This is a genomic window from Listeria kieliensis (assembly GCF_003369925.1).
Taxonomy (GTDB): Bacteria; Bacillota; Bacilli; order Lactobacillales; family Listeriaceae; genus Listeria; species Listeria kieliensis_A.
Genome location: NZ_LARY01000001.1, coordinates 58,341 through 81,921 on the forward strand (window position 1 = coordinate 58,341; position 23,581 = coordinate 81,921).

25 protein-coding genes and 2 pseudogenes are annotated in these 23,581 nt (G+C 40.7%); 23 read left to right on the forward strand and 4 right to left on the reverse strand.

Going from position 1 to position 23,581, the window contains the following annotated elements:
• Positions 1-6: 6 nt before the first annotated feature.
• The 5 genes from rbsK to UR08_RS00380 all read left to right on the forward strand — a co-directional run bounded on the left by rbsK (position 7) and on the right by UR08_RS00380 (position 3,497).
• Positions 7-909 (forward strand): ribokinase, encoded by a 903-nt coding sequence (gene rbsK, locus UR08_RS00360; RefSeq protein ID WP_115751698.1) that lies wholly within the window; start codon positions 7-9, stop codon positions 907-909.
• Positions 906-1,409: a GNAT family N-acetyltransferase gene (locus UR08_RS00365; protein WP_115751699.1), complete on the forward strand. Its 504-nt coding sequence runs from the start codon at positions 906-908 to the stop codon at positions 1,407-1,409. The genes rbsK and UR08_RS00365 overlap by 4 nt, the downstream gene beginning before the upstream one ends.
• 50 nt (positions 1,410-1,459) lie before the next feature.
• Positions 1,460-2,458, forward strand: a complete 999-nt coding sequence (locus UR08_RS00370) for a LacI family DNA-binding transcriptional regulator (RefSeq protein ID WP_115751700.1) — start codon at positions 1,460-1,462, stop codon at positions 2,456-2,458.
• Positions 2,459-2,569: 111 nt separating this feature from the next.
• On the forward strand, positions 2,570-2,965 hold the full coding sequence (mscL, locus tag UR08_RS00375) for a large conductance mechanosensitive channel protein MscL (RefSeq protein WP_115751701.1): 396 nt from the start codon (positions 2,570-2,572) through the stop codon (positions 2,963-2,965).
• Between the two features lie 160 nt (positions 2,966-3,125).
• Complete coding sequence (locus UR08_RS00380; protein WP_115751702.1) at positions 3,126-3,497, forward strand: YxeA family protein; 372 nt, start codon at positions 3,126-3,128, stop codon at positions 3,495-3,497.
• Between the two features lie 325 nt (positions 3,498-3,822).
• Here the strand turns inward: UR08_RS00380 and UR08_RS00385 are convergent, their stop codons facing one another.
• The 3 genes from UR08_RS00385 to UR08_RS00395 are packed head-to-tail and all read right to left on the reverse strand — an operon-like array spanning position 3,823 to position 8,055.
• Positions 3,823-5,970, reverse strand: a complete 2,148-nt coding sequence (locus UR08_RS00385; RefSeq protein ID WP_115751703.1) for a transglutaminase TgpA family protein — start codon at positions 5,968-5,970, stop codon at positions 3,823-3,825.
• Positions 5,970-7,106, reverse strand: coding sequence for a DUF58 domain-containing protein (locus tag UR08_RS00390; RefSeq protein WP_115751704.1), 1,137 nt, complete (start codon positions 7,104-7,106; stop codon positions 5,970-5,972). Before UR08_RS00390 ends, UR08_RS00385 begins: the two co-directional genes overlap by 1 nt.
• Complete coding sequence (locus UR08_RS00395; RefSeq protein WP_115751705.1) at positions 7,099-8,055, reverse strand: AAA family ATPase; 957 nt, start codon at positions 8,053-8,055, stop codon at positions 7,099-7,101. Before UR08_RS00395 ends, UR08_RS00390 begins: the two co-directional genes overlap by 8 nt.
• A 158-nt stretch (positions 8,056-8,213) precedes the next feature.
• Here UR08_RS00395 and rlmN point away from each other — a divergent pair, with 158 nt between their 5' ends.
• The 8 genes and pseudogenes from rlmN (at position 8,214) to UR08_RS00435 (ending at position 16,233) form a co-directional block, all read left to right on the forward strand.
• Positions 8,214-9,317, forward strand: coding sequence for a dual-specificity RNA methyltransferase RlmN (gene rlmN, locus UR08_RS00400; protein ID WP_115751706.1), 1,104 nt, complete (start codon positions 8,214-8,216; stop codon positions 9,315-9,317).
• A gap of 708 nt (positions 9,318-10,025) precedes the next feature.
• On the forward strand, positions 10,026-12,560 hold the full coding sequence (locus UR08_RS00405) for an AAA family ATPase (RefSeq protein ID WP_115751707.1): 2,535 nt from the start codon (positions 10,026-10,028) through the stop codon (positions 12,558-12,560).
• 274 nt (positions 12,561-12,834) lie between these two features.
• A pseudogene (locus UR08_RS00410) lies at positions 12,835-13,142 on the forward strand (recombinase family protein).
• Between the two features lie 208 nt (positions 13,143-13,350).
• A pseudogene (locus UR08_RS00415) lies at positions 13,351-13,645 on the forward strand (WXG100 family type VII secretion target).
• Between the two features lie 80 nt (positions 13,646-13,725).
• On the forward strand, positions 13,726-14,019 hold the full coding sequence (locus UR08_RS00420; RefSeq protein ID WP_115751708.1) for a TIGR04197 family type VII secretion effector: 294 nt from the start codon (positions 13,726-13,728) through the stop codon (positions 14,017-14,019).
• Positions 14,016-14,369 carry a DUF3958 family protein gene (locus tag UR08_RS00425; protein WP_115751709.1) on the forward strand — a complete coding sequence of 118 codons (354 nt, stop codon included), beginning with the start codon at positions 14,016-14,018 and terminating at the stop codon, positions 14,367-14,369. The genes UR08_RS00420 and UR08_RS00425 overlap by 4 nt, the downstream gene beginning before the upstream one ends.
• On the forward strand, positions 14,366-15,823 hold the full coding sequence (locus UR08_RS00430) for a pre-toxin TG domain-containing protein (protein ID WP_115751710.1): 1,458 nt from the start codon (positions 14,366-14,368) through the stop codon (positions 15,821-15,823). Before UR08_RS00425 ends, UR08_RS00430 begins: the two co-directional genes overlap by 4 nt.
• Before the next feature lie 14 nt (positions 15,824-15,837).
• Complete coding sequence (locus tag UR08_RS00435; RefSeq protein WP_115751711.1) at positions 15,838-16,233, forward strand: barstar family protein; 396 nt, start codon at positions 15,838-15,840, stop codon at positions 16,231-16,233.
• 660 nt (positions 16,234-16,893) lie between these two features.
• Here UR08_RS00435 and UR08_RS00440 read toward each other — a convergent pair.
• A complete protein-coding gene (locus tag UR08_RS00440; RefSeq protein WP_115751712.1) occupies positions 16,894-17,118 on the reverse strand; it encodes a hypothetical protein in 225 nt (74 codons plus the stop codon).
• A gap of 405 nt (positions 17,119-17,523) precedes the next feature.
• Here UR08_RS00440 and UR08_RS13190 point away from each other — a divergent pair, with 405 nt between their 5' ends.
• The 10 genes from UR08_RS13190 to rpmF all read left to right on the forward strand — a co-directional run bounded on the left by UR08_RS13190 (position 17,524) and on the right by rpmF (position 23,464).
• On the forward strand, positions 17,524-18,999 hold the full coding sequence (locus UR08_RS13190) for a carbohydrate-binding protein (RefSeq protein WP_205757209.1): 1,476 nt from the start codon (positions 17,524-17,526) through the stop codon (positions 18,997-18,999).
• Positions 19,000-19,179: 180 nt separating this feature from the next.
• Positions 19,180-19,590, forward strand: a complete 411-nt coding sequence (imm48, locus tag UR08_RS00450) for an Imm48 family immunity protein (protein WP_115751713.1) — start codon at positions 19,180-19,182, stop codon at positions 19,588-19,590.
• A gap of 64 nt (positions 19,591-19,654) precedes the next feature.
• A complete protein-coding gene (locus tag UR08_RS00455; protein WP_115751714.1) occupies positions 19,655-20,041 on the forward strand; it encodes a hypothetical protein in 387 nt (128 codons plus the stop codon).
• A 91-nt stretch (positions 20,042-20,132) separates the two neighbouring features.
• Positions 20,133-20,273, forward strand: a complete 141-nt coding sequence (locus tag UR08_RS12965) for a hypothetical protein (RefSeq protein WP_165849921.1) — start codon at positions 20,133-20,135, stop codon at positions 20,271-20,273.
• 91 nt (positions 20,274-20,364) lie between these two features.
• Positions 20,365-21,168: an SDR family NAD(P)-dependent oxidoreductase gene (locus UR08_RS00460; protein WP_115751715.1), complete on the forward strand. Its 804-nt coding sequence runs from the start codon at positions 20,365-20,367 to the stop codon at positions 21,166-21,168.
• Positions 21,169-21,254: 86 nt separating this feature from the next.
• Positions 21,255-21,770, forward strand: a complete 516-nt coding sequence (locus tag UR08_RS00465) for a dihydrofolate reductase family protein (RefSeq protein WP_240616001.1) — start codon at positions 21,255-21,257, stop codon at positions 21,768-21,770.
• A 110-nt stretch (positions 21,771-21,880) separates the two neighbouring features.
• Complete coding sequence (locus UR08_RS00470) at positions 21,881-22,237, forward strand: DUF488 domain-containing protein (RefSeq protein WP_240616002.1); 357 nt, start codon at positions 21,881-21,883, stop codon at positions 22,235-22,237.
• A 64-nt stretch (positions 22,238-22,301) separates the two neighbouring features.
• The gene (gene isdG, locus UR08_RS00475; protein WP_115751716.1) at positions 22,302-22,679 is read left to right on the forward strand and encodes a heme oxygenase IsdG; all 378 of its coding nucleotides are present in this window, start codon (positions 22,302-22,304) and stop codon (positions 22,677-22,679) included.
• Complete coding sequence (locus tag UR08_RS00480; protein ID WP_115751717.1) at positions 22,672-23,226, forward strand: nitroreductase family protein; 555 nt, start codon at positions 22,672-22,674, stop codon at positions 23,224-23,226. The genes isdG and UR08_RS00480 overlap by 8 nt, the downstream gene beginning before the upstream one ends.
• 70 nt (positions 23,227-23,296) lie before the next feature.
• A complete protein-coding gene (gene rpmF / locus UR08_RS00485) occupies positions 23,297-23,464 on the forward strand; it encodes a 50S ribosomal protein L32 (protein ID WP_115751718.1) in 168 nt (55 codons plus the stop codon).
• Positions 23,465-23,581: the final 117 nt, after the last annotated feature.

Consider the following 23,581-nt stretch of genomic DNA (forward strand, 5'->3'; position numbering starts at 1 on the left):
ATAAGAATGAATCAAATTTGTGTAGTGGGAAGCCTAAATGTCGATACAACAATAACTTTTAAAACACTTCCTCAAGTAGGCGAAACGATCGCCGGAAAATCCATCAAACATTCAGCAGGCGGAAAAGGCTTCAATCAAGCTATTACAGCAAGCCGGCTTGGTAGCCAAGTAAGTTTTGTTGGCGCAATCGGGCGTGATGAACGCGGTGAATTTTTGCAAGCGATTCTTACGGAAGAAGAAATTGACCAAGAGCAAATCGCTGTGATGGATGATGAGACAGGGCAAGCCTTTGTTGCCGTGGATGAAGCAGGGAAAAATATGATTTTGATGTACGGTGGTGCGAATGAAAAAGTGACACGTGGACTTGTCCAGGAAGCCGAAGCGAAAATTGCCGCAAGTGACGTTGTGATTTCGCAGTTTGAAATTCCAGAAGAAGCTGTGCTCGAAGCTTTTCGGATTGCAAGAGAAAAAGCAAAACTGACGATTTTAAACCCTGCTCCTGGGAAAACCTGCAGTGAGGAATTACTCGCCATGACGGACTACTTGATTCCGAATGAAACGGAACTCGAACTTGTGACCGGCGGTAAACCGCTTCAAAATCAAGCAGAGCGAATTCAAGCGGCTCGAGACTTGCTCAAGCTTGTTAGGAAGGCTGTTATTGTTACGCTTGGTGACGCGGGGTCGCTCCTCGTTTCAGCAGAAGGTGAGACGCTCGTTCCTGCTAAGAAAGTGAAAGCCGTGGATACAACGGCCGCAGGGGATAGTTTTATCGGCACTTTTGCGCACTGCATCCAAACGCAGCCAGTGGAAGAAGCGATTCAAAAAGCAACGGAAATTGCAGCGATTGTTGTGGCTCGCGAAGGTGCGTATACGTCAATTCCAACGAAGCAGGAGCTAAGAGAGCAATGATTCGCCACATTGAAAAGCAAGATTTGGAACAGGCGGAGAAGCTGCTTCTAGAGGTGAAGGAAGGCTTAAGTGCGCACCAGTGGAATCGAGATTATCCTTCTAAGGCGGTACTTCAAAGTGATCTTGCGACGCGTAGTTTGTTCGGATGGTTTGAAGCTGAGAGGCTATTTGCGATGGTAACGCTCACTGAAGAGCTAACAGGTACGGTGAAGCACTTTAATTGGCAAGAAGCAAAATCCCCCGTTTTCATTAAAAGAGTGATGACTTCACCGCTTAAACGTGGGCAGGGGCTCGCATGCGAGTTGCTCCAGTTTGCTGAGGATGAGGCAAGAAAAGCTCAATATGACGCGCTTTGTAGTGTAACGGGCGTAAATAACCGGGCGATGCTACACTTATTTGATAAAGAAGGATTTAAGAAAGTGGCAAAAGGCTCTATCCGAGAACGTTATCCCTATCATGAGTTTTTCGCCTTTCAAAAGGAAATTGGCAGGCGCAAGTAAAGTTTGCTAGAATAGAAGGAGATAGGGAGTCTGCGGAGGAGTGGATCGATTTGGCGAGTACAATAAAAGACGTAGCGAAAGAAGCCGGCGTTTCAATTGCAACGGTTTCGATGGTCATCAACAAAAAAGCGGATCACATCACGATGAAAACCAAGAAAAAAGTTTTCGATGCGATCGAAAGGCTTGATTATAAACCGAATTTAACAGCAAGAAGTCTGGTGTCAGCCAAAAGTTTTACAGTAGGTTTGCTTGTTCCAGACATTACCAATCCATTTTTCGCAGAGCTTGCCAAAGCATTTGAAAAAGAGCTAAGCAGGGAAGGCTATATGACGCTTTTATGTAGCTCTTTTGAAGAAAGCGAACGAGAAAAACAGTATTTGAGTGAACTTATTTCGCGTGGTGTGGATGGTGTTGTGATTTGCAGTTTGACGAGCATGGAAACGCAAATTCTCGATGCGTTAAAACAAGCGAAGATTCCGTATTTGATTCTCGATAATCGCTATGCACTCGAGGAGTTTTCCGTTCACGTGGATGACTATAAAGGTGGCGTTTTAGCGGCTAGCGAACTGCTTGAAAATGGACACAAGACGACAGCTTTTATCGGTAGCAAAAATCCTTACGACAACATTTATAATCGTTTGCAAGGCTTCCGAAATGAAATCGAGCGTGCGGGCGGAGAAGTACTGACGTTTGAAACCGAGCTCACAAGAAACGGTGGGGAAGCTGTAGCAGAAAAACTATTTTCGTCTGAGGCGACAGCCGCATTTTGCAGCAACGATTTAATCGCCGTTGGCCTGTATGACGCTGCGGATAAGCATAACCTAGCTTTGCCAGAAGAACTTTCCGTTATTGGATTTGATGACATTAGCTTTTCTGATATCGTCAAGCCACGTTTAACAACGATCAAGCAACCTGTGGGGCTTCTTGCTGAAAAAGCCGTTCAACATTTACTTTTGATGAAAAAAGATCCTGAATATCATTTTTATAAAGAACTCATCCCCGTTTCCCTTGTGAAGCGAGAGAGTGTTACGAAGCCAGCTCGTGATTGAGTTGGCTTTTCTCATGCAAAAAGTATGACAAATCTGAAGAAAAATAGTATGATAAAACATGTTTCGATTTTGTGATTTTGAGGAATCTAGCAAAGGAAAGGGAGGGTCGAGATGAAAAAATTTATTCAGGAGTTTAAAGAGTTTGCTTTAAAAGGCAATGTAGTGGATTTAGCAATCGGGGTTGTCATCGGGGCAGCATTCGGGAAAATCGTTTCCTCGCTAGTTGATAATATCATTATGCCGCTTGTTGGGATGATCCTTGGTGGGCTAGATTTCACAGAGCTTTCCGTTAAAATTGGCGATGCAACACTTAAATATGGCTTATTTATCCAGTCGATTGTTGATTTTCTAATTGTGGCACTAGCTTTGTTTGTTTTCATCAAAGTACTGCTCAGCTTATCGCGACGCAGAAATGCTGAAGAGGAAGAAGCTGAACCAGAAGTGACACCATCGGAAGAGTATTTGAAAGAAATTCGCGATTTACTACAAGAGAAGAAAGAAATTTAAATTACATAGTTTGAACTGAACCGCCTAATTAGGCGGTTTTTTTGTAACTATTTTTACGACCATAGCAGTAGGTAAAACTCTTGCTTCTGGCGGATGGAAAGCACCTTTTTTTTCGTTATAGTAAAAAGACGGGAAACGAGTGAAAGGAAGGTCGTTTTAAATGAAAAAATTAGTAGGTTGGATTTTAGGTGTCATCATTATTGTAGGCGTTGCCTTAGTAGGAGTGAAATTTGTCACTGCCAATCAGTCGGGGGAACTGGCAGGCATCGTTGATCGTTTCAATCCACTCGTAAAAGAAGAAGCCGTTTATGTTAAAACGGGGGAACCGGTCAATGTCGACGAACACGGGAATGCCAACTATAAATTAACCGCAGTGAACCAAGAAGGAAAAACAAGAACCATTGAATTTATGTCCATTGGCGAACTAAAACAAAATCGCTTTTTAAAACTAAGCTCAAAAGGGGCTTACGTGGAAACATATGAAGAAGTAGCACGCGAAAAATTACCAGACAAAGCGATTGAACAGCTGTAAGGGATAAACGATAAAAATACGCAGAGAAAACGTAGCTTGACGAGTTTTCTCTGCTTTTTTATGAGAAGAATTCGCTTTTTGGATTTACTGGCGGTATAATTTAGTCAAATCAGTAATAACTACAGAATAGAAAAGAAGGAACTCTCATGCAACTCACAAAGTCAGATTTTGATGCGCTTTATTTGCCCGAAAAGCAGTTTCAGAACGTTGTTCCCCCTAATTTGTGAACTGGAATCGCTTTACGTGAAGATGAATCTTGCGTAATTGTTTGCCTGATTCTCGCATTTTTGACAAATGGAAAAAAACGAAGAAAACCCTTAGGCGATCAAGGTTTTCTTCGTTTTTTTGGTGCTTGTAGAACTTGGATAATGGCAAGAAACGCGGGAGCTACTTGTTTGATTGGAATGGCTTTTCCGCCGTACAAGTGCGCCTCGTATTGCCGAGTCAGCTCCGTGAAAGCAGGAATTTCGATTCGAGTTGCAAAATCGGCCAAGGTTTCGCTTGGATTCCTCGTTTCAGCAAGCAGTTTGAGCAATCGGCGGTAAGCCTTGTCGAATGAAAGTTTATCGTGCTCGATTTGCCATCTGAAATAGCGTAGGAGCAGGGCTTTCCGCTTAGCAATTAGGAAGGCTAGCAAGAGAACTGCCACGCCGCCTAAAATCCAGTAAACGAAACTTGGAAGTTGGAAGGGTTTCGCTTGGCTGGTTGTTTCTTGCTTCGCGCCTTCTTGTTTAGCTTTGCTTTCTTGTTGTTTTTGCGAACGATCTTCATTTTGAGTCGGCTGATCTTGTTTTGCGGGTGTATCCGCCCGGTTTTCCGCTTGACTGTTCGTATTCGCATCCGAGCGCTGATCTCCAGCTGTATTCGTGAAAGCTTCAGGGTTTTGGAAAGTCGCAGTCGGCTCAAAGGGAACCCAACCCGTGCCTGGGAAATAGACTTCAGGCCAAGAATGAGCATTGTTGTTTTGCACTTTGTAAATCGTATTCGCGCCATCTTTACCGGCCTCATCCCCGGATGTAAAGCCCTTCGCGAAACGCGCTGGAATCCCAAGAGAGCGCAGCATTACGATCATCGAAGTGGAGAAATTGTCGCAGTAACCAACTTTCGTTTCAAATAAAAATTGATCGACATAATCCGCGCCACGCTTCGTTTCCTCGGCATCTTCCGTGCTGTAGCGGAATTTACCGGAAAAACTCAAATATCGCTCGATCGCTTTCACTTTTTCATAGGTATTGCTTTCTTTTTCCGTCAGCCGGTTTGCAAGGCTTTTGACGCGTTTCGGCAACCCATTCGGCAGCTGCGTGTAGCGCTCCGTAAATTCGTCCGAGAGCGACGCAAATGGCGCTTCTTTCATCTTGCGAATGTCGTAAATCGGCGTTCTGATTTCAAGGGCATACTTTTTGATGGAACCTTGAGGTGTGACTTTTTCGTTTGATGCAGCGTAACGGAACGGCCCAGCTGCGGACTCGACATTTTGTGTGCCGTAAGCATAGACGAGATAGTCATTAGAAGCCGTAAAGCGAATCGTTGCTTGTTCTGCTTGCTTGGCGTAATTTTCATTCAAATTAACTGGAAACTCGTCCGAACTTGCAAAGTTTTCCGCATCAGTCGAGCTCGGGCTGGCCCAGCCTTTACCAGTATAAGTTCGTTTGGATTCAACACGCCAGTAATGCGGGCGCTTCGAAGTTACTTGGAAAACTTCGCTATAATCAGCATCAAGAGCGCCGCCAAGTTCGGTATCATCTTCGCTATAGCCCACCGTTCGAGTCGTATCCATCCCAAGTGCTTGCTTGATGTAAGGCACGGGATCGTTCCAAATTGGTTTATGAACGGGAAGAGAAAGAGCGATTCCGATCATGATAGCGAGCACGGCAAGAAGGCTCGTATGATACACGAGAGATCGCTTGGGGGAATCAAGTTGACTCGCGCCAAGCCTCGCCGTTAGCGTCAAGTGGAGCAAAATAAAGCCGATAACGACTGTACGAACAAGTGCTAGCTCTCCTTTGTAATCCGTGAAGGTATTGATAACGGCAATGTAAATCACGGTGAGTGCGAGAATGCTTAGGATGCGACCTTTTTTTAGAAGCGAATAAGCCGTGATGTAAGCTAACAGCCAAAGGGCAATCAAAAAGGTCATGAAAATAAATTCGTCGCCAATTTTTGTAGCATCTAGTTGAAACAAACTGCCAATGCCTTTTATGGCGGTTCCCGTTAGTTTCGCGTAAAAGGACGGATCAACAAGGTTTCCACCGTTAAATAAGATGCCCATCAGTAAAGCGATCGCGAGTAAGTGAAGAGGAATCGAATAGTAAAATCGCAAGCCGATAAAAAAGCTTCCGAGCGATAAGGCGATGAAAGCGACTATCCAGATGGAATATCCGGTTTCTGTTAAGTAACTAAACGGAAAAACCCATTCTGAAATCAGCAAAATCGCAAGCACATAAAGCAGGAATTTTAACATTTTTCGTCCCATCAAAATCCTCCTTTACGGCGCGAAAGGGCCATTTTAGATAAGTAAATGATTTGCGGATGTCGCGGCCCATTTTCTTGTAGCGCGACAAGGGTGACCTTGTTTTCGCCCCATTTATGCACTTCTCGGAGGAGCGCTTCACTCGTAGTTGACGTAAAGAGCAACAAGTGCTCACTTTGCGCGAGTTCCTCTTGAAGCAGGGGAAGGAGAACGGCGGGTTCTTGCGGCTTGATTTTGGCAAAAGCATGAGAAAGTTCACTTAAGTGCTTTTTTCCTTGGTTGAAATCGAGCGTTTCGCTGGGACTTCCAAATAAGGCGACGCGGAGTTCCCCGTTTTCCTCCACCATTTTGCGGACGAACGAATACGCCGCGCTTAGAGCTGCTTCAAAATCTGGATGTGGCGCGCCGAAAAAACCAACGCTCATCCGACTTTTAGCGCTATTCTCAAATTCTCTTGTCATCATCGTGCCGGTTTTCGCTGTCGTTTTCCAGTCGATCGAAGCGATGCGGTCTCCAGCGCTATATTCCCGAAGACCATGCAAATTGTCATTTTTCTTGATCGTCCAATGAGTTGCATTCTTGCCGCGTTCAGGTGCCGCTTCGCTCAATTTGTCAGCGATTTCCGGAAAGTAAGCTGGAAAAACTGTGAGCGTTTCCGCTTCGCCCGTCGTGATGCTTCGTTCGATCAATCCAAGCGGATCGCTCGTTCTCAGTTCAAGTGGAGCGAAACGGTGAATGCCTCGCTTTGCTTCAAGTGTTTCAAAGGGGAGCGCGAGCGTATTCTTGAAAAAAGGAAAAGCTAGCTCGCGAAGCGTGTGTCCCGCAAGTAAAGAATTCGGAATCGGCTGCCTAACGAGCAAGTAGCTCACTGGAAAATGCGATTTTCGCGTAAGTAAAAGTTCAATATCAATGGCATCACCAGCAAAATATTCCTGCTTATTGAATTTCCGCACAAACCGCCAATTTTTTAGCCGGTAAAGTGACAAAACCAAAATGAAAAGCAAAACCAAACCGAAAAAATAAGTCAAAAACCAGCTCGCGTTGTCGCCTTGAAACAGCGTGTAAACGATTAAACCCGCAAAAAGTAAAACCAGTCCAACCCACTTTGAGGCAAGAAACAACGGACGTAGCTTATTCATTTGAAGCGCCCTTTTCAATTGGAACGGCTGTGCTCGATAAAATGTCTTGGATCACTTGCTCAGCTTGGATACCATCATAAAGCGCGCTAGCATTTAAAATGAGGCGGTGCCGGAAAACAAACGGCGCGAGATATTTAATATCATCCGGAGTTACAAAGTCCCGTCCCGAAATGAAGGCAAAACTTTTCGCGGCTTGCATCATCGCAATCGTTGCGCGCGGGCTTGCTCCGAGTGAAATCGCTGGGTGTTCCCGAGTAGCTTGTGCCAAATCCACGATATAGTCTTTTAGTTCATCCGAAAGTGCCACGTTTTGGCTCGCTTTTTTGAGCGCAACGAGTTCATCAGCATGGATGACCGCTTGGACGCCTAGAAGCGCATCCGCACTTCGCTCGCCGCTTAAAAGCTCAATCTCTTCAGCCTTCGTTGGATAGCCCATCGTCATTTTAAATAGAAACCGGTCAAGCTGGGCTTCTGGAAGCGCGTAAGTGCCTTCGTATTCAATCGGGTTTTGAGTGGCCATGACGAAAAAAGGCTCAGCAAGAGGATAAGTCACACCATCCACAGTGACGCTATTTTCGGCCATCCCTTCTAGCAAAGCCGCTTGTGTTCTTGGCGCTGTTCGGTTGATTTCATCGGCCAAAATAATATTGCCCATGATCGGCCCTGGCCGAAACTCAAATTTGCGGCTATCGGGATTAAACACGGAAACCCCAGTCACATCTGAGGGTAAGAGGTCTGGCGTGAACTGGATCCGTTGAAAGGCGGTATCGAGTGATTTAGCGAGCGCGCGGACGAGCATCGTTTTCCCAACGCCTGGAACGTCTTCAATTAAAACATGGCCTCCTGCAAAGAGAGCCGTTAAGCTAAGTTCGATCACACGTCGTTTGCCGACGATTACTTGTTCTACTTGTTCGATAATTTGTTCGATTTTGCGAGCTGAGTCATTCATTCATTAAAATCCTCCCGTTCGGTTGTGTTGTACTAAGTATAAAATAGAGCGGGAACGAAGTACAATAAATTAATTTAAAGTTTACGCTGAAAAGTATTGCCACGCAGTGCGAAAACCTATAAAATGGGAGTGAGATCTTAAAGAGAAGAGGCTGAATAATGACGAAAAAATCCATTTACGGATTGACGTTTGATGACTTAACGACTTGGTTTACCGAACAAGGACAGAAAAAATTTCGGGCAACGCAAGTTTGGGAATGGCTCTACCGGAAGCGCATAACTTCTTTTGACGAAATGAGCAATGTCCCGAAGGAAAGCATTCAACTATTAAATGATAATTTTGTATTAAACACTTTAGAAGAACAAATTGTGCAAGAATCTCTTGATGGCACGATTAAATATTTATTTAAGCTTGAGGATGGCAATTTAATTGAAACGGTTATGATGACGCATGAATACGGGCTATCCGTTTGTGTAACAACGCAAGTGGGATGCAATATTGGATGCACGTTTTGCGCAAGTGGCTTGCTGAAAAAACAACGGGATTTAACAGCTGGCGAAATTGTTTCGCAAATTATGAATGTGCAGCACTTTTTGGATAAACGCGGAAAAGAGGAGCGTGTAAGCCATATTGTTGTGATGGGAATTGGCGAACCGTTTGATAACTACGATAACGTTATGAGCTTCCTGCGAGTCGTGAATCACGACAAGGGACTTGCAATCGGCGCACGCCACATCACCGTTTCAACAAGTGGACTTGCACCAAGAATTATTGATTTTGCAAATGAAGATTTCCAAGTGAACTTGGCGGTTTCGCTACACGCGCCGAATAATGACATTCGAACGAACATTATGCGGATTAACCGGACGTTCCCGCTCGAAAAACTAATGAGTGCGATCGAATATTACATTGAAAAAACGAACCGTCGTGTGACCTATGAATATATCATGTTGCGCGATGTGAACGATTCGAAAAAAGAAGCGCAGGAGCTAGCGGATTTACTCAAGAATCAACGGCGTTTGTCTTACGTCAATTTGATTCCCTACAACCCTGTTGATGAGCACAATCAATACGAACGCAGCCGGAAAGAAGACGTGCTTGCTTTTTACGATGTGCTGAAGAAAAATGGCGTGAATTGTGTGGTTCGTCGTGAACACGGAACCGATATTGATGCGGCTTGTGGGCAGCTTCGAAGTAAACAAATTAAGCGTGTTGGCGTAAGAGAAAGAATGCGTCAAAAGAAAGCTCTTGAGCAAGAATAAAATAGCAAAGAGGCTGGGATATAAATCTTAGCTAAGCATGAAAACCGGGTAGAAAATCTTTTTTGATTTTCTACCCGGTTTTTTACCCCATTAACAAGTCAAAATAAAGGTTTCACAAAAAATCGTTTTTTCATTGAATCTTAATCTTCTCTGAGATCTTTTTCCCATTTTGATCCTTATAATTTTATAGTACGTAGATTGCTTTAGTTCTGTTTTTTGGGAGGATTATAGTAAGTTTCACTATCAGTCAAAGTTTTCCCATCAAAAGTTCCCTCGCCCTTTTTTAACATACCTCCATCAAACAATAAGACTATGCTTGCAAGCAAATATTTTTCATATTTCGTTTCTTCTTAAAATCTAATAGCTCTTTTTATTTATAGTTATAAAGTGTGTCGGTATTCTCCTCTTTTTATCTACTTCCCAAAGCGCTATTAAATAAGCTGCTTTTTCGATAGCCTGAGTCTAGAAATTATAAATTCTAGGCTTTTTTATGGAGGGGTTTTACTAAAGCGAATTTATTAAATGTGGTAGCTAATTATTGTATCTATGATAGTCCATAAATAAGAGTCCAGATTATAAATATTTTTGAACAGAAGGGCAATATTATAATCAAAGGGATATAATTCTATATTCTATTGAATAAAAAGAAAATTAATAATATAATGTGTATAAAGAGTATTACTCAAAATAGCACAGGGAGATGACATTATGATTAGAGATGAAATCGTGGAGTGGGTAAGAGAACAACCATATTGGCAGCAAGTTGGAGCCGATGCAATTTTAAGGGGAATTAAAATAAATGAATCTTTAATAGATGAAGTTTATTTGGCATTAAAGCAAGAACATAACTTGGAGGGATCGCTCCCTAGAAGAAAGTCACTTGCATTTTTGTCCAAGTCCACTGAACCAAAATCGATCTCTAAGGTAACATGGAATGAAGTATCAGAAGTTAAAGGAGTTAATGCTTTATCATCAAACTCGTCAATCCCAGTTGGAAAACAATTAACGATTATATACGGACTGAATGGAAGTGGAAAATCAGGGTATGCCAGATTACTAAATAATGCCTTTATTTCAAGAGGAGATAAGAATATTTTACCAAACATATTTAAGAAAGGAGAGAATACAACCCCGAGAGCAAAGTTTATTTTTGAGAATGAAAAAGGAGATTCTGAAACCCTAGTATTTCCAGATGATCGTAAAAATGAATTGTTTAGTAGAGTAGCTGTATTTGATTCAAAAAGTGCTACTAATGATTTAACTAAAGATGTAGAACTAAATTTTGCCCCAATAGAATTTAATTTTTTTGATGAATTTAACCATTTAATAAACGAAGTTAAAAAAAGACTGATTGAAGATATTAAGGAAAAAAATAAAGAGAATATCTATGTACGTCAATTTCCTAATAAAACCCTAATAGGAGAACTGGTTAGGAGGATAAATAGTAATACGGAATATGTTGATCTTGAAAATGCTGCAAAAACAACTCACTTAAAAAATGAACTACAAATAAAAACGAAGAGAAAATCTGAGCTAGTCGCTTTGAATATTATGAACCAACAAAAGCTACTTGAGAAACGTAAGGCAGAATTGAATGAAATGAAAAAAAGAATCAAAGAGATTAATACAAAGTTTTCTAGTGAGCGAATTGATAAAATAAAAGAATTAATTCGAAGGAGAAGCGATCTAAAAAAAATTTCAATTGCTGAGGGTATAACTCAATTAGAGGGAGAACATATATATCAAATAGGTTCACCCGAGTGGAAAGAATTTATTGAATCTGCTAAGCAATACTATGGGGTTATTCAAGAAGAAATTGATCATTGTATATTTTGTGGGCAAAAAATAGACGGAGTAACGGTAATTGATAAATATTGGATTTACTTAAAAAGTTCGGCAGAATCCGAATTAAGCCAAGCAGATAGCAGTATTAAAAGGTTAATACAGGATTTCAAAAACTTTGATTGCAAGTTGATTACAAAAGATTCTAGTTTTGAAGAATGGCTGCAGGAGAAAATTCCTAACTTACATAGCCAACTTACAAGTTGGCAAACGCAAGTTGAAACTATTAAAGAGAGTGTTATTAAGAATTTATCAATCTTACAATGGGAAAAAGAAATTGATGTTTTTAAAATGGAAGAAACAATCTGTGATGAAGCTTTAAGGCACTTAGAGAAAGAGATATCTGAATTAAACACTCAAAAAGTAAAAAGGGAAATTGATGAAATAGAGAAATTTGAAAATGAATACAATGATAAGCTTCGACTTAAAGATTTCTTACCGGAAATAAAGGGATTCTTAGAAGATTTGAAGTGGGTAGATGCAGCAAATAATATAACTATCTCCACACAAAAAGCCACTAGGTTCCAAAGGTCACTTTTCTCTCAATATGTCACTGATAAATACGTGAAAAGATTTAATGAAGAATGTAAAAAACTGAATGCCGATTTTTCAGCTGAAATTAAGCAAAAGGGGAGCAAGGGTAATACACTTAGCAAGTTAACAATAAAAGATAGAAAGCCAATAGAGATCTTAAGTGAAGGAGAACAAAGAGCAATTACCATTGCTAATTTTTTAGCAGAAACAAGCCTTAACAACAAGAATACATGTATTGTTTTGGATGATCCTGTAAGCTCTTTAGACGTTGAGAGAAAGGAAGTTATTGGAAGAAGGTTAGTGGATGAAGCTAAACAAAAACAAGTAGTTATTTTTACACATGATATTGCTTTTGTAAATTGTTTGGAAAGATGGAGAATAAACAAACAAGTGGAGTGTTCTAAATTAGTAATCAGAAACTTCAATAATGTTTCAGGACTGAGAGATGATAATGAACCATGGATTGATACGCCTGTTTCAGAAAGGATAGAATATTTAAGGGGAAATCTAAAAGCAATAACAAAAAAATATGAAAGTATTGATAGTGAGGAAAAAATGTATCTGCATAAAGAATATATAGATGATGCTGAACATTGGTGTAAAAAATTAAGAGAAACTTGGGAACGCATGATTGAGAAAATAATATTCAAGGGAGCTATTACGAGATATGACCCAGCTATAAAAACAAAGAGTCTTAAAAAAGTTGTTTTTAACGCAGAAATATATAGAGAAATAGATGAAGGAATGTCTCTATGTTCGGACTGGGTGCATGATAGAGCTGAGAATTTAGGTGAAAAGTATCCTAAACCTGAAGAACTTAAAAACTATCTTGAAGCATGTGATAGTTTTAGAAAAAAATACAAGTAGCATATAAAAATAGGATCATTAATGAAAAGAGACTGGGACAAAATGAAAAAATGAGGCTAACGAGCCAAAAGTAAAAGAACAGAAATCGTTCAATGAAGTCATTTACAAAAATAACTTGCTTGACGATTCTGTTCTTTTTTATTTTATGTTCCAAACTCTTGGTGGAAATCATCCTATAATGGGATTATCGGACGGGGCAATAGAGTTGTGTAAAATTAATTATAAAAATGATTTTTTTAGCTCTATTTGTAATAGAAGAAGTATTTTGTGAAAAATGAGCAAACTTGGTTATGTTCGAGTTGGTACAACCAAACAAAATATTGCGAGACAAGTTGAACAATTAAATCACTGTGAGAAAGTATTTGTAGATAAAATGAGTGGAAGCACGATCAAACGCCCAGGCCTTGAAGAAATGATGGCTTATATCGAGATGGGGATATTGTTGTGGTTAGCGAATTAGAACGATTGGGACGAAACAATGAGGATCTAACCAAGATTATGAATACTATTCAACAGAAAGGAACAACCCTAGATGTGTTGAATCTTCCGGTATTAAATGGGATTGAAGATTTTAATTTATGAAAACTACTCAATAACTTAACTATCGAGCTTTATAAGTATCAGGCTGAGTCGGAATGGTAACAGAAAATGATTAACTAACGTTTCATCCAATTCTAAAAAATATTTGTCGAATCAAGGAGAAAATCGTCACAAAATGGACACAGACAACAAAAGAATATTGTGCTATTGTATACTTGTGAAAAACTAACACAGAAGGAGATGGAGTAGAATGTCAGGACAAATTAGAATGACCCCAGCTGAGTTACGGGATCGTGCAAAAACATACGGCACAAGTGCTCGGGATATTGAACAAATGCTACAACGCTTATCGCAAACACAAGAACAACTTCGTAGTGAATGGGAAGGGCAAGCTTTTGCTCGCTTCGATGATCAATTCAACCAATTAAAACCAAAAGTAACCGAGTTTGCGAATTTGATGGATCAAATTGAACAACAACTTCAAAAAAACAGCCACTGCAGTGGAAGAACAAGATCAACAACTTTCTCAAAACTTCGGGTTTTAAGCCTCATACCGAATACGCCCCTTATGAGTTTCTCGTAAGAGGCGTTTTTTCTGAAAAAGGCAGGAAGGAGAGGATAATGAATGAGCACAGTAGCGAGTGATTTAGGACGTGCCTCCGAAAAAGCCACTGCGCTTCAACAAGCGGTTTCGATGCTTCAGAAACAAGGAACAACCGTTACGAAGGATGAAGAAACAACAGTTGGAGGGAATACACAGGCACACACGGCGATTCAAGCTGAAGGCGAAGCGGTTTCCCAGATTGTGAACGCTTTAACAACGGCAAGTACGAACTTGCAAAGCGTTGCGGAGGCCTTTGCAGCGAAAGATGCGGAAATAGGAGCCGGCCTTTCATCGATTGGAGGCCCAACACCATGAAGACGTGGACAGAATGGCAACAAGAGGAACGGCAGTTAATGGAAAAAGAAGACGAAAATCAACAAAAAAGACGTGCTGTTCAGCAACTTCAAGAGTCCTATGAGAACCATTTTCGACAAGGACTCCGATTTATGGAAGAAGTGAGCTGGCAGTTTCGGAAAAATGATCGGGCTTTTTTGCGTGCAGACAGGCAAGAACAGGTTTTCTCCCTTTCACGATCAGCGCAAGAACATTTTGACATCATGGAAGAAGCCTTGCAACAAGAAAAAAGAGACCTAGAAAAGCAAGCTAATGAAGTCGCCTACGGAAAAAGAAAAGCATTCTTAGACGAACAGGAGGCGAAAGCATGAGTATCGATATGTATGTATCGAAATCCAAAGCCCAAGCGACCAGTATGAGTCAAGTTTGCCAGCAACACTTGGAGGGCTATGAAGCGCTTCAAAAAGCAATTAGTCAGTTTACCTTAGAGCCTTTTTTGAAAGGAAAAGCGTATGACTCGGCTAAAGCTTATTATAGTGCGGTACTCTACCCCTTAGTTCAGGGAGGAATTTTATTAACGGAAGCGACAAAGGAAGCCATTAAGAAATTCCCGGAACGTTACCAAAGTGAAGTGGATAGCGGGGATCTCAAACAATCCGAACTGGAAGAACAAATCCGGCAGGCAGACAACCTCATCAACCAAGCGAATGCGCTTCAGAAACAAGTGATGCAATCTCCGTTACCAGAAACGGATCAACAATTGCAGCTGAAACTTAATCAGGCTCTGATTGACGTTTACCAAACGAGTAAAAAGGAACTCGAAGAGAAGCTTCAAAAATTAGTCGCTTTTCATGCGAGTTCACCGAGTATTTTTTCAGAAATTGCAAGCTTGAAGCAGGCCATTAATCAAGGAATTGCCCAAACGAAGACAGCTTGGAATCCAACAACGGGTACATTTGTGGTACCCAGTCAGGAAAAACTAGCGTGGGTAACGACTATTCGAGATTTTCAAAAGAAAAAAGAGGAACAAGAAGAACCCGATACGACTGGACGAACCTATACACGAATCGATTTAGGAAATGGGACATATGTGTGGGCATGGTCAAAAGATGGCCGTACCCTTACACAAGAAGATATTCAATTCACCTTAAAACATGATAAGTGGGCAGGAAAAGATGGTGGATTAGGGAAAATGTTAGAGAAAGCGGAATCAATGAAAGCGGAAGCTAAAGACTTTGATCCTATGAAAGCGATTAAAGAAATCGCTGATTTCTTTACACCCATTGGAGACGGTGCTAGAGTAGTTACTGGGAAAGATCCAATCACAGGAGGAAAGCTATCAGGCGGAGAACGACTACTTTCTTTATTATTTATCATTCCACTTGCTAAAGTAGGAAAGTATGGGGGCAAAGGATTTAAATTTGTGTCTGAAGGTATGGAAGACCTCAATAAGATCAATAAAAAAGCAGACAAAGTGAAAGATGTAGAAAAGAGTGTCGAAAAAACTAGTAAAGCTATATCTTCAAAAAAAATTAGTGATTTACCTAAAAATGTGGAAGATTCATATCGTAAATACGATAAAAATGGGTGGAAAGGAAATGTAGAAGGGCAAACTGCAGGAACGAAAGCTGGGAAAACCTATAGGAATGGTGACGAAAAGTTGCCTAGCACAGATAAGAATGGAGAAAAAATAAAGTATAAAGAATTTGATGTTAATGATAAATTGCCTGATAGTAACAGGGATTCAGAACGATTTGTCAAAGGTAGTGACGGTTCGATATATTACACAGATGATCACTATAAAAAATTTGTAAAAGTTAAGTAGGGAGGAAAAATAAAATGTTGAAGAACAAAATTTTCCATATAAGTAAATCTGAACTTTTAAAAATAAAAGAAGAAAGAAAGAAAAGCGCATGCTTTAATGTTACTATTGAGGGTGACGATATTAAGACCAAAGAGGAATTTTTCTCAATTATGGCTGATAAATTTAAATTACCAGATAGTAACGGATGGGATTCATTCATAGATTGGATGACTGATTTGAGCTGGATCAATGAACAATGTATTTGCTTTGTAATTGAAGATTATTCACTTTTCTTAAAGGAAGATTCCCAATCAAAAGAGATGGTGACTGAAATTTTTGAAGAAGACATTTTGCCCTTTTGGGAAAACGAAGTGACTGAAGTTGTAGTTGATGGCAAACCTCGGCAGTTTGATGTATATTTAATTGATTAAAATGAAGTATCTCTTGATTTTTAAATAACTTCATCACTTTGATGAGGTTATTTTTATCATAATTGGATTAAAAATTATAAAATAGCTAAGTAATGATTGAGTTTGACAATCCTTTGTAATAAGGCACATGTTAAATATGAATCCTTAAAATTATAAAATAATAACATTAAAATCCATGTTGTGATTGATAGCAACATGGATTTTTTGCATGGATAAGAGCATTATATAGCATCGGCAATCCAATAATCGAACAACTCCCTTCCCCTCTATCTTGGAGAGGGGAGTTCTGTTTAAAGATGGATGAGCCTTGCAAAATAATCATCTACTTCAGTTTTATCGTATCGAGGCATGTTGAATACCAGGTACTTTTTAAACGCTTTTTTCTTGAGGAAGTTATATAGATTTTTTGTATTCAAAACGCCTTTATACTGAACTAATATATCTGGTCTTGTAACAAACTCTTTTGGAATCCTATTTCCTTTCTTCTAAGATTAGCACGAGAGTTTGAGAGATAAAATGAAAAAAGAACAGAATCGTCAAGCAAGTCATTTTTGCAAATGGCTTCATTGAACGATTTCTGTTCTTTTACTTTTGGCTCGTTAGCTTCGTTTTTTCATTTTGCCCAGTCTTTTTTTGCGAAAAAATCGAACAAAATTTGACTCAGTTATCGTTAGGAAAATAGTAGTTGAGAATCTTGAGCAAGATGGGGATGAAAAATAGGAGTGGAATGATGATTAGTGGGGTTTTCAGCAATAGATATTTATCCAAAACACCATCCATCACGCCTTGATCGATCAGTAACCAGTTGAGATAACTGATGAGTTGTAAAACAAATAATAAAAATAAGCCCGTAAAAAATAATTTTAATGCGGTTTGAAGATTCATGCTAGCTTTTCTCCTTTTTTAGTTAGCATAGCATAATTGCACTAAAAGCAATAGAGGTTAAAAAACAGTCATCATAAAATGTTCAAATTTTTCTTGTGTTTTAGCAACTAAGTATCATTTAAATCACTAGTATACCTGCTACTCTAAAAATAAGGGCTAGTTAAAATGACGATTTTACTAAGATTCTGTGTATCCAATTACAAACAGAATGTATCCCTTTATATTGTTCTTTGTATGCGATGTGCATTTTTCGATTTCGATTGACAACAAACCCGGGTGAAAAGAAAAAGTTATCGCTAAAGTATGCAGGAGTGAATTTATAATAAGGTAGAAAAAGTCAGCGAAAGTTCACTGATTAAAAAGCCGTGTTATAAAGAAAAATAAAAAAAGAGGAGAATTAAATTAGTGATAAAAAAGAAACGTTTGATAAACGCCTACACGGCTTTTGGGGCATTTTTAGTAGTAGCCATTTTACTTGGATTAACGGATAAAGCTTTCGCGCGCGAGGTACGCGTTGCAACGACAAAGGAACTTCAACAAGCGATGAAAACTGCATTACCGGGGGACGAAATACTCTTAGCACCTGGGACCTATGAAGGAAAAATGGGAAATACGAATAGCGGTCATTCATCGTCTTATTTTAATTCCGACCAAAGTGGGACAAGCGACGCCCCCATTCAAATGCGCAGTGAATCAAAAGAACATCCTGCTATTTTAAAAGGACAACGATTAACATCGGGAAACACGCTCCGGATTACCGGGGATTACTGGATTATTTCGGATTTAGAAGTGACAAACGGGCAAAAAGGAATCATGCTCGATCATAGCCATTATTCGAAGCTGAATCATGTTTCTGTTTACGAAATCGGGATGGAAGGCGTGCATTTTCGAGATGGAAGCAGTCATAATTTGCTCGAAAATAGCACGATTTCAGGAACGGGCCTTGCCAATCCCAATTACGGGGAAGGCGTTTATGTGGGGAGTGCCAAAGGAAGTTGGAAAACCTATGCGCCAAACACCGACTACAATACCATTCGTAAAACCGTGATTGGCCCTGATGTTGCAGCGGAACACATTGATGTGAAAGAAGGCACGACGGGAACAATAATCGAGGATAATATATTTTACGGAGCAGGAATTAGCGGTGCGAACTACGCGGATAGTTTTTTGGACTTGAAGGGAAATGAGGCACTCGTTCGTCGTAATAAGGGATACCGCCAAGGGAATGACAAGATTGTCGCGGCTGTGCAGTCGTCAAATCAAATTGATAACTGGGGCAAGAATAACAAGGTGAGCGACAACGAATTTTATTTGGATAACGCGGATAGCTTCGTCATGACGGCTGGGAAAAATTCGAATGCGATTGTGGCCGGGAATAAGCGTTTCCCGGAAGGAAATATGTATAAAGGCGATATTCAAATGGGAATAGAAACGCCTGCTCAAAACCTTCCTCCGGTTGCGCCAACAAATGGCAAAGTAACAAAGGTTACTTCGGATGCGATTCAAATTAGCTGGAGCTATCCGGATAAAGCATCAGGAGTTCGGTTTGCGGTCTATCGTAATGGCGTTTTAGTGGCGATGGTAGCTGAGCTGGGCTATTTGGATGAGAAGCTCGAGGCGAGCACTACGTATAACTATGAAGTGAAGGCTGTGGGGGAAACAGGGCTTATTTCTGCGGGAACTCGGATTGCTGCAAAGACGCTTGAAGTGGTTCCGGAACAACCGGGAAATCTGCCTGAACAGCCTAAAGCTTGGGATGAAACACAAATTTATACTGCAGGAGACTTAGTTTTCTATAAGGGGAAAAGCTACCGAGCAAAATGGTGGACGAAAGGAAATCTTCCTGGGACGGAAAAATGGGGCCCGTGGCAAGAAATATAAGACTTTTAGGCAGCAGGGTTTAACCTGCTGTCTAATTGGTTTTACGCGCTTTAAAAAATTTCCTTGCAACTCTTTTTAAAAGTGTTATAATGGTCTTGTCGTAAAGGAATTACGGCTCTTCAAGCAGTTATTTAAGGCTGCTTGTTTCGTTTTTTTTATTCGTAAAAAGGGGTGCCAAAATTGAATAAATCTTTTTTTGCAGAAGCAAGAAAATGTGCAGAACGATTTTGTGAAGCGTTAAAATTTAATCCTGAAAAAAGTGACCATTTAGAGTCAAAAGTTGTGACTTCTTATTTATTTGGTTTGCTCACGATGCTCGGTTCTGAAATGGATGCTGACGGAAGTGAGATTCAGGCAAGTCTTGTGGCTTCACTGGTTCATGTTTTTGGTTTCAGTGAAAGAGATGCTTCAGATCTCTCAGCGCATGTTATTAAGTGTACGGAACGCGAAAGACATCCGGCACAATTTACGGTGATTGAAAGAGGTCTGGAAGGTTATATGGAATATTATCGCACGGGAAAAGATGCAGAGTTTCCAAAAGACATTCAAAGTATTTTAGATATTATGCGTGAATTTTCTGCGGTTAAATAATGGAATGATCGAAGTCCGCTTTTCTTGGGAAGGCGGACTTTTTTAAAAGGAGAGAGATGACAGCATGAGTGAAGCAAGTGTGAACGGCCTTTTAATTCTAGTGATTTTAGTGATTTGTGCGTTGCATGTATTTGGGCTGGTGCTACTAAGACGCGGGGATTTTCCGCATCAGCTTGTCCGAATTGTGACGAACCGAGATGTGCAGAATCTGTTAATTGGTGCGAAAGCTGCGGAAAGAAAAAAAGCGATCCAGTATTTGACGGTTGGAATAACGAGTTTCGTCCTTGGTTTTGGAGCCATCACTGTGTTTGCTAATTTGGAAGGCTTTTGGTGGACATTTCTTATTGTTGTAGGAGCCATTTTAATTAGTGGTTTGTTCGAAAAGAAAGCAGAAGAAGTCCTTGGCAAAAAAGTGAAGCCTAACGAAGCAGCCGTCCAAATTTTAAAGTAACATTGAAGAGTCCCTAAGTCTTAACTTTTGCTTGTGTTGAAAAGATAGGAAGAACAATGCGGATTGTGATTTCGAAATGTTGAGTGAGGATATGGCGACTTTGAAACAACTTGAAAAATGGAATTATGGCAAGAATACGGATATTCCGGTTTTCCGCCGCATAGCGGATAATGGACGGATTTTAAAAAAACTGGACGTGGGCTCGATAAGCTTGCGTCCAGTTTTTTTGTGAATAAATAAGAAGCAAATCTAGCAAAAGTACTAAAATTTGAGTATAATAGAAGTGCAACAAATAAAAGATATAATCTTTAGGGGGTATTTACATGTTAGGATTAGAAGGAAAGGCTGCTTTAGTTACAGGATCGGCAATAGGGATTGGTCAATCTGCTGCACTAACTTTAGCAAAAGAAGGCGCAAAAGTAATGCTTGCTGATTATAATGAAGCAGGCGCAAAGGAAACCGCAGCGATGATCGAAAAAGAAGGCGGCGTTGCAAGCGCTATCTTTTTAGATGCGAATGATGAAGAATCTATTCGCGCTGCGGTGAAAGCGACTGTTGATCAATTTGGAACAATTGATATTCTTGTCAACAATGTAGGTGTCACTATTGCAAGTAAAGATTTAGATGTTTTAAATGTTGATCTGGATTACTGGGATCAAACAATGAAAACGAATTTGAAGAGTGTTCTGATTGGAAGTCGTGAAGCGATTCCTTATATGCAGAAAAATGGTGGCGGTTCCATTGTGAATACGGCTTCTGGATCTGGAATGCTTGGGGACATCGGTAGAACGGCTTATGGAACTTCTAAAGCGGGCGTTATCAATTTGACACGCTACATCGCGACTCAATATGGTTCTGCCAATATCCGTTGTAATACAGTTTCACCGGGGCTCATTTTAACGCCTACGGCTAAACGTGATATGACACCTGAAGTGCTCAAGATTTTAGGCAAATTTAATGCGCTTCCTTACCAAGGTGAACCAGAAGATATTGGGAACGCGATTGCTTTCCTAGCTTCGGATGCTTCTAAGTTTATTACAGGTCAAAATATTGTTGTCGATGGTGGCTTGACTACTAAAAATCCAAGTGTAGATGACATGATTGAACTGATGAGTAAACAAGGTTGATAAAGGACTCTGCCATTTGATTTTCAAATGGCAGAGTTTTTTATTGAATGGGGATCCGGATTCCTGTATAAAAAGGGGGAGGGGGAATGACGATGAAAATTTATTTTTATGGATGCGTTTCAATGGATGGTTATTTGGCGGATAAAAATCACAAAATTGATTGGCTGTATGAAACGGGTACGACGGAAGAAACGAGTTATGCGGATTTTTACCGGGATATGGATATTACGGTGATGGGGAAAAGAACGTTTGATGAGATTGCTGACATGGAAGGTGTCGAATCGTTTTATGATTCGACGGAGAATTATGTTTTTACTCACGCGGAGAGCTTACCGGTCGCAAATTTTATCCCGGTTTCTGGCGATGTAGTGGAGACGTTGAAAAATTTCCCGCAAGATAAAAAGGTTTGGATTGTCGGCGGGAATACGATTTTAGCGGAGTTGCTTGATCAGGATATGGTCGATGTCCTTTATGTGCAGGTTGCGCCAGTTTTGCTCGGCGAAGGGGTTCCGCTTTTTACGCAAAAAGAAGGTGTGAAACGGTTTGAATTGAAAGAGGTTCATCAGTTTGGTCCGTTTGCAGAAATGGTTTTTGAGAAATAATGGAATGTTTGTAAGGATGGAGTCTTCGGGGTATTTTGGAAGGCTCTTTTTTATTAAAAAAAGTGTTAGTTTTGTCCAGCTCAGGGAAAATAACAGGTGAGGTGATGAACATGCTAAAAATGAAACGGATTTATGAAGGCGTAGCTGAAGGGGACGGTTGTCGGATTCTTGTGGACCGCCTTTGGCCGAGAGGGATTTCGAAGGAAAAGGCACAGCTCGATTACTGGGAAAAGGAAATCGCGCCAACGAATGACTTGCGGAAAGCATTTCACTCCGAACAGATTGATTATGAGACTTTTAAAGCTCGCTACTTAGAAGAGTTGAAGCAAAATGAGGCAGTGCCGGGTTTTATTGAGTTGCTTAGAAAGGAACTGGCGAAAGGCGATGTGACACTTTTATTTGGTGCGAAAAATGAAACGGAAAATCAAGTGACGGTTTTGATGGAATGGTTGCAAGATGAACTTTAATTGACAATGAGAATCATTATCAATATAATCGAAGGGAACAAAGTACGGTTAAGGGGGACTTTGATTGATTATTGTAACGAATACGATTCGAGTTGAAAAAGGTGCATTAGAGCATGTGGTGCGCCAGTTTACGGGTTCGGATGGCGGACATGGTGGTGCAGCGCAGCATATTCAAAATGTGGATGGCTTTCTTGGGTTCGAGCTTTGGGAGACGGATCTTCCGGATGCGGACTATGAAGAGCTTACGGTGATGAGTAAATGGGAAAGTGCGGCGGCGCAGCAAGCATGGGTGAAGAGCGAGGCGTTTAAAAAGGCGCATGGCCGCAAGAAGGATTATCGGGAACAAAAGCGTGATCGTAAGGGGATTCTTGAAAATAAAATTACGCAGTATCAGGTGCGGCATGTGGTGCCTTTGAGCGATAGAGGGACAGCGCATGAGTGAGCTGAAACGGGTAATAGTGGAGCGGCGCTCGGTTAAGCAAATTTCAAGTCGAAAGATTGACCGGTCGCTTGTGGAAGAGATCATAGAACTGGCGGCGTTTGCGCCATTTCATAGCAAGGTGGAGCCGTGGCACGTTTATTTGATCGAAGATGCGGAACAGAAAGAGAAACTCGTTCGGGCGGTTGCTGCTGCCAAGAATGATGGGGCATCGCTTGGACAAGTGAAGGAAATGCTTGAGCGGAAGTTCTTGACGGCGCCTGTCATTTTGATGGTCACTTCGGCTGTCTTTCAAGATGCAAAGAAGGATTTTGAGTCGGTCGCGGCAACGAGTGCTTTTATTCAGAATTTGCAGTTGGCGGCGTGGGAAAGCGGAGTTGGTACGATTTGGCGGACGCCGAAATTTTTGTTTCAACCGGCGTTCCGCGAGGCGCTTCAAATTGGCGAAGAGGAAACGGTGATGGGGCTTTTGCCGCTCACGCTTCTTCCAGAAGAGAAGCCTGATCCGAAACCACGGCGTGAGCTGAAGGATTTTTTGCATGAACTTTAAGTGACGGGGTTGCAACTTGCGGGTTCTTGACGTACAATAAGTAAGTATTTTGAGACGGAGGTGCGAAACTATGGCAGTACCTGCTAGACGGACTTCGAAGGCGAAGAAAAATAAACGGCGGACGCATAAGGGACTTTCGGTTCCGGGACTTGTTCTTGACAAGGAAACGGGCGAGTACCGTATGAGTCATCGGATTTCGCCGGACGGTTCTTATAACGGCAAGCAAATTATTGATTAAGATTTAGTTACCCATTTTGGCGAGAAGGGCGTTTTTTTCTTCCGAAAGATGGGTATTTTTTTTATACCGCACATGATAAAATAGATAGAAAGATGTGGATTCGAATTTTATAGAAAT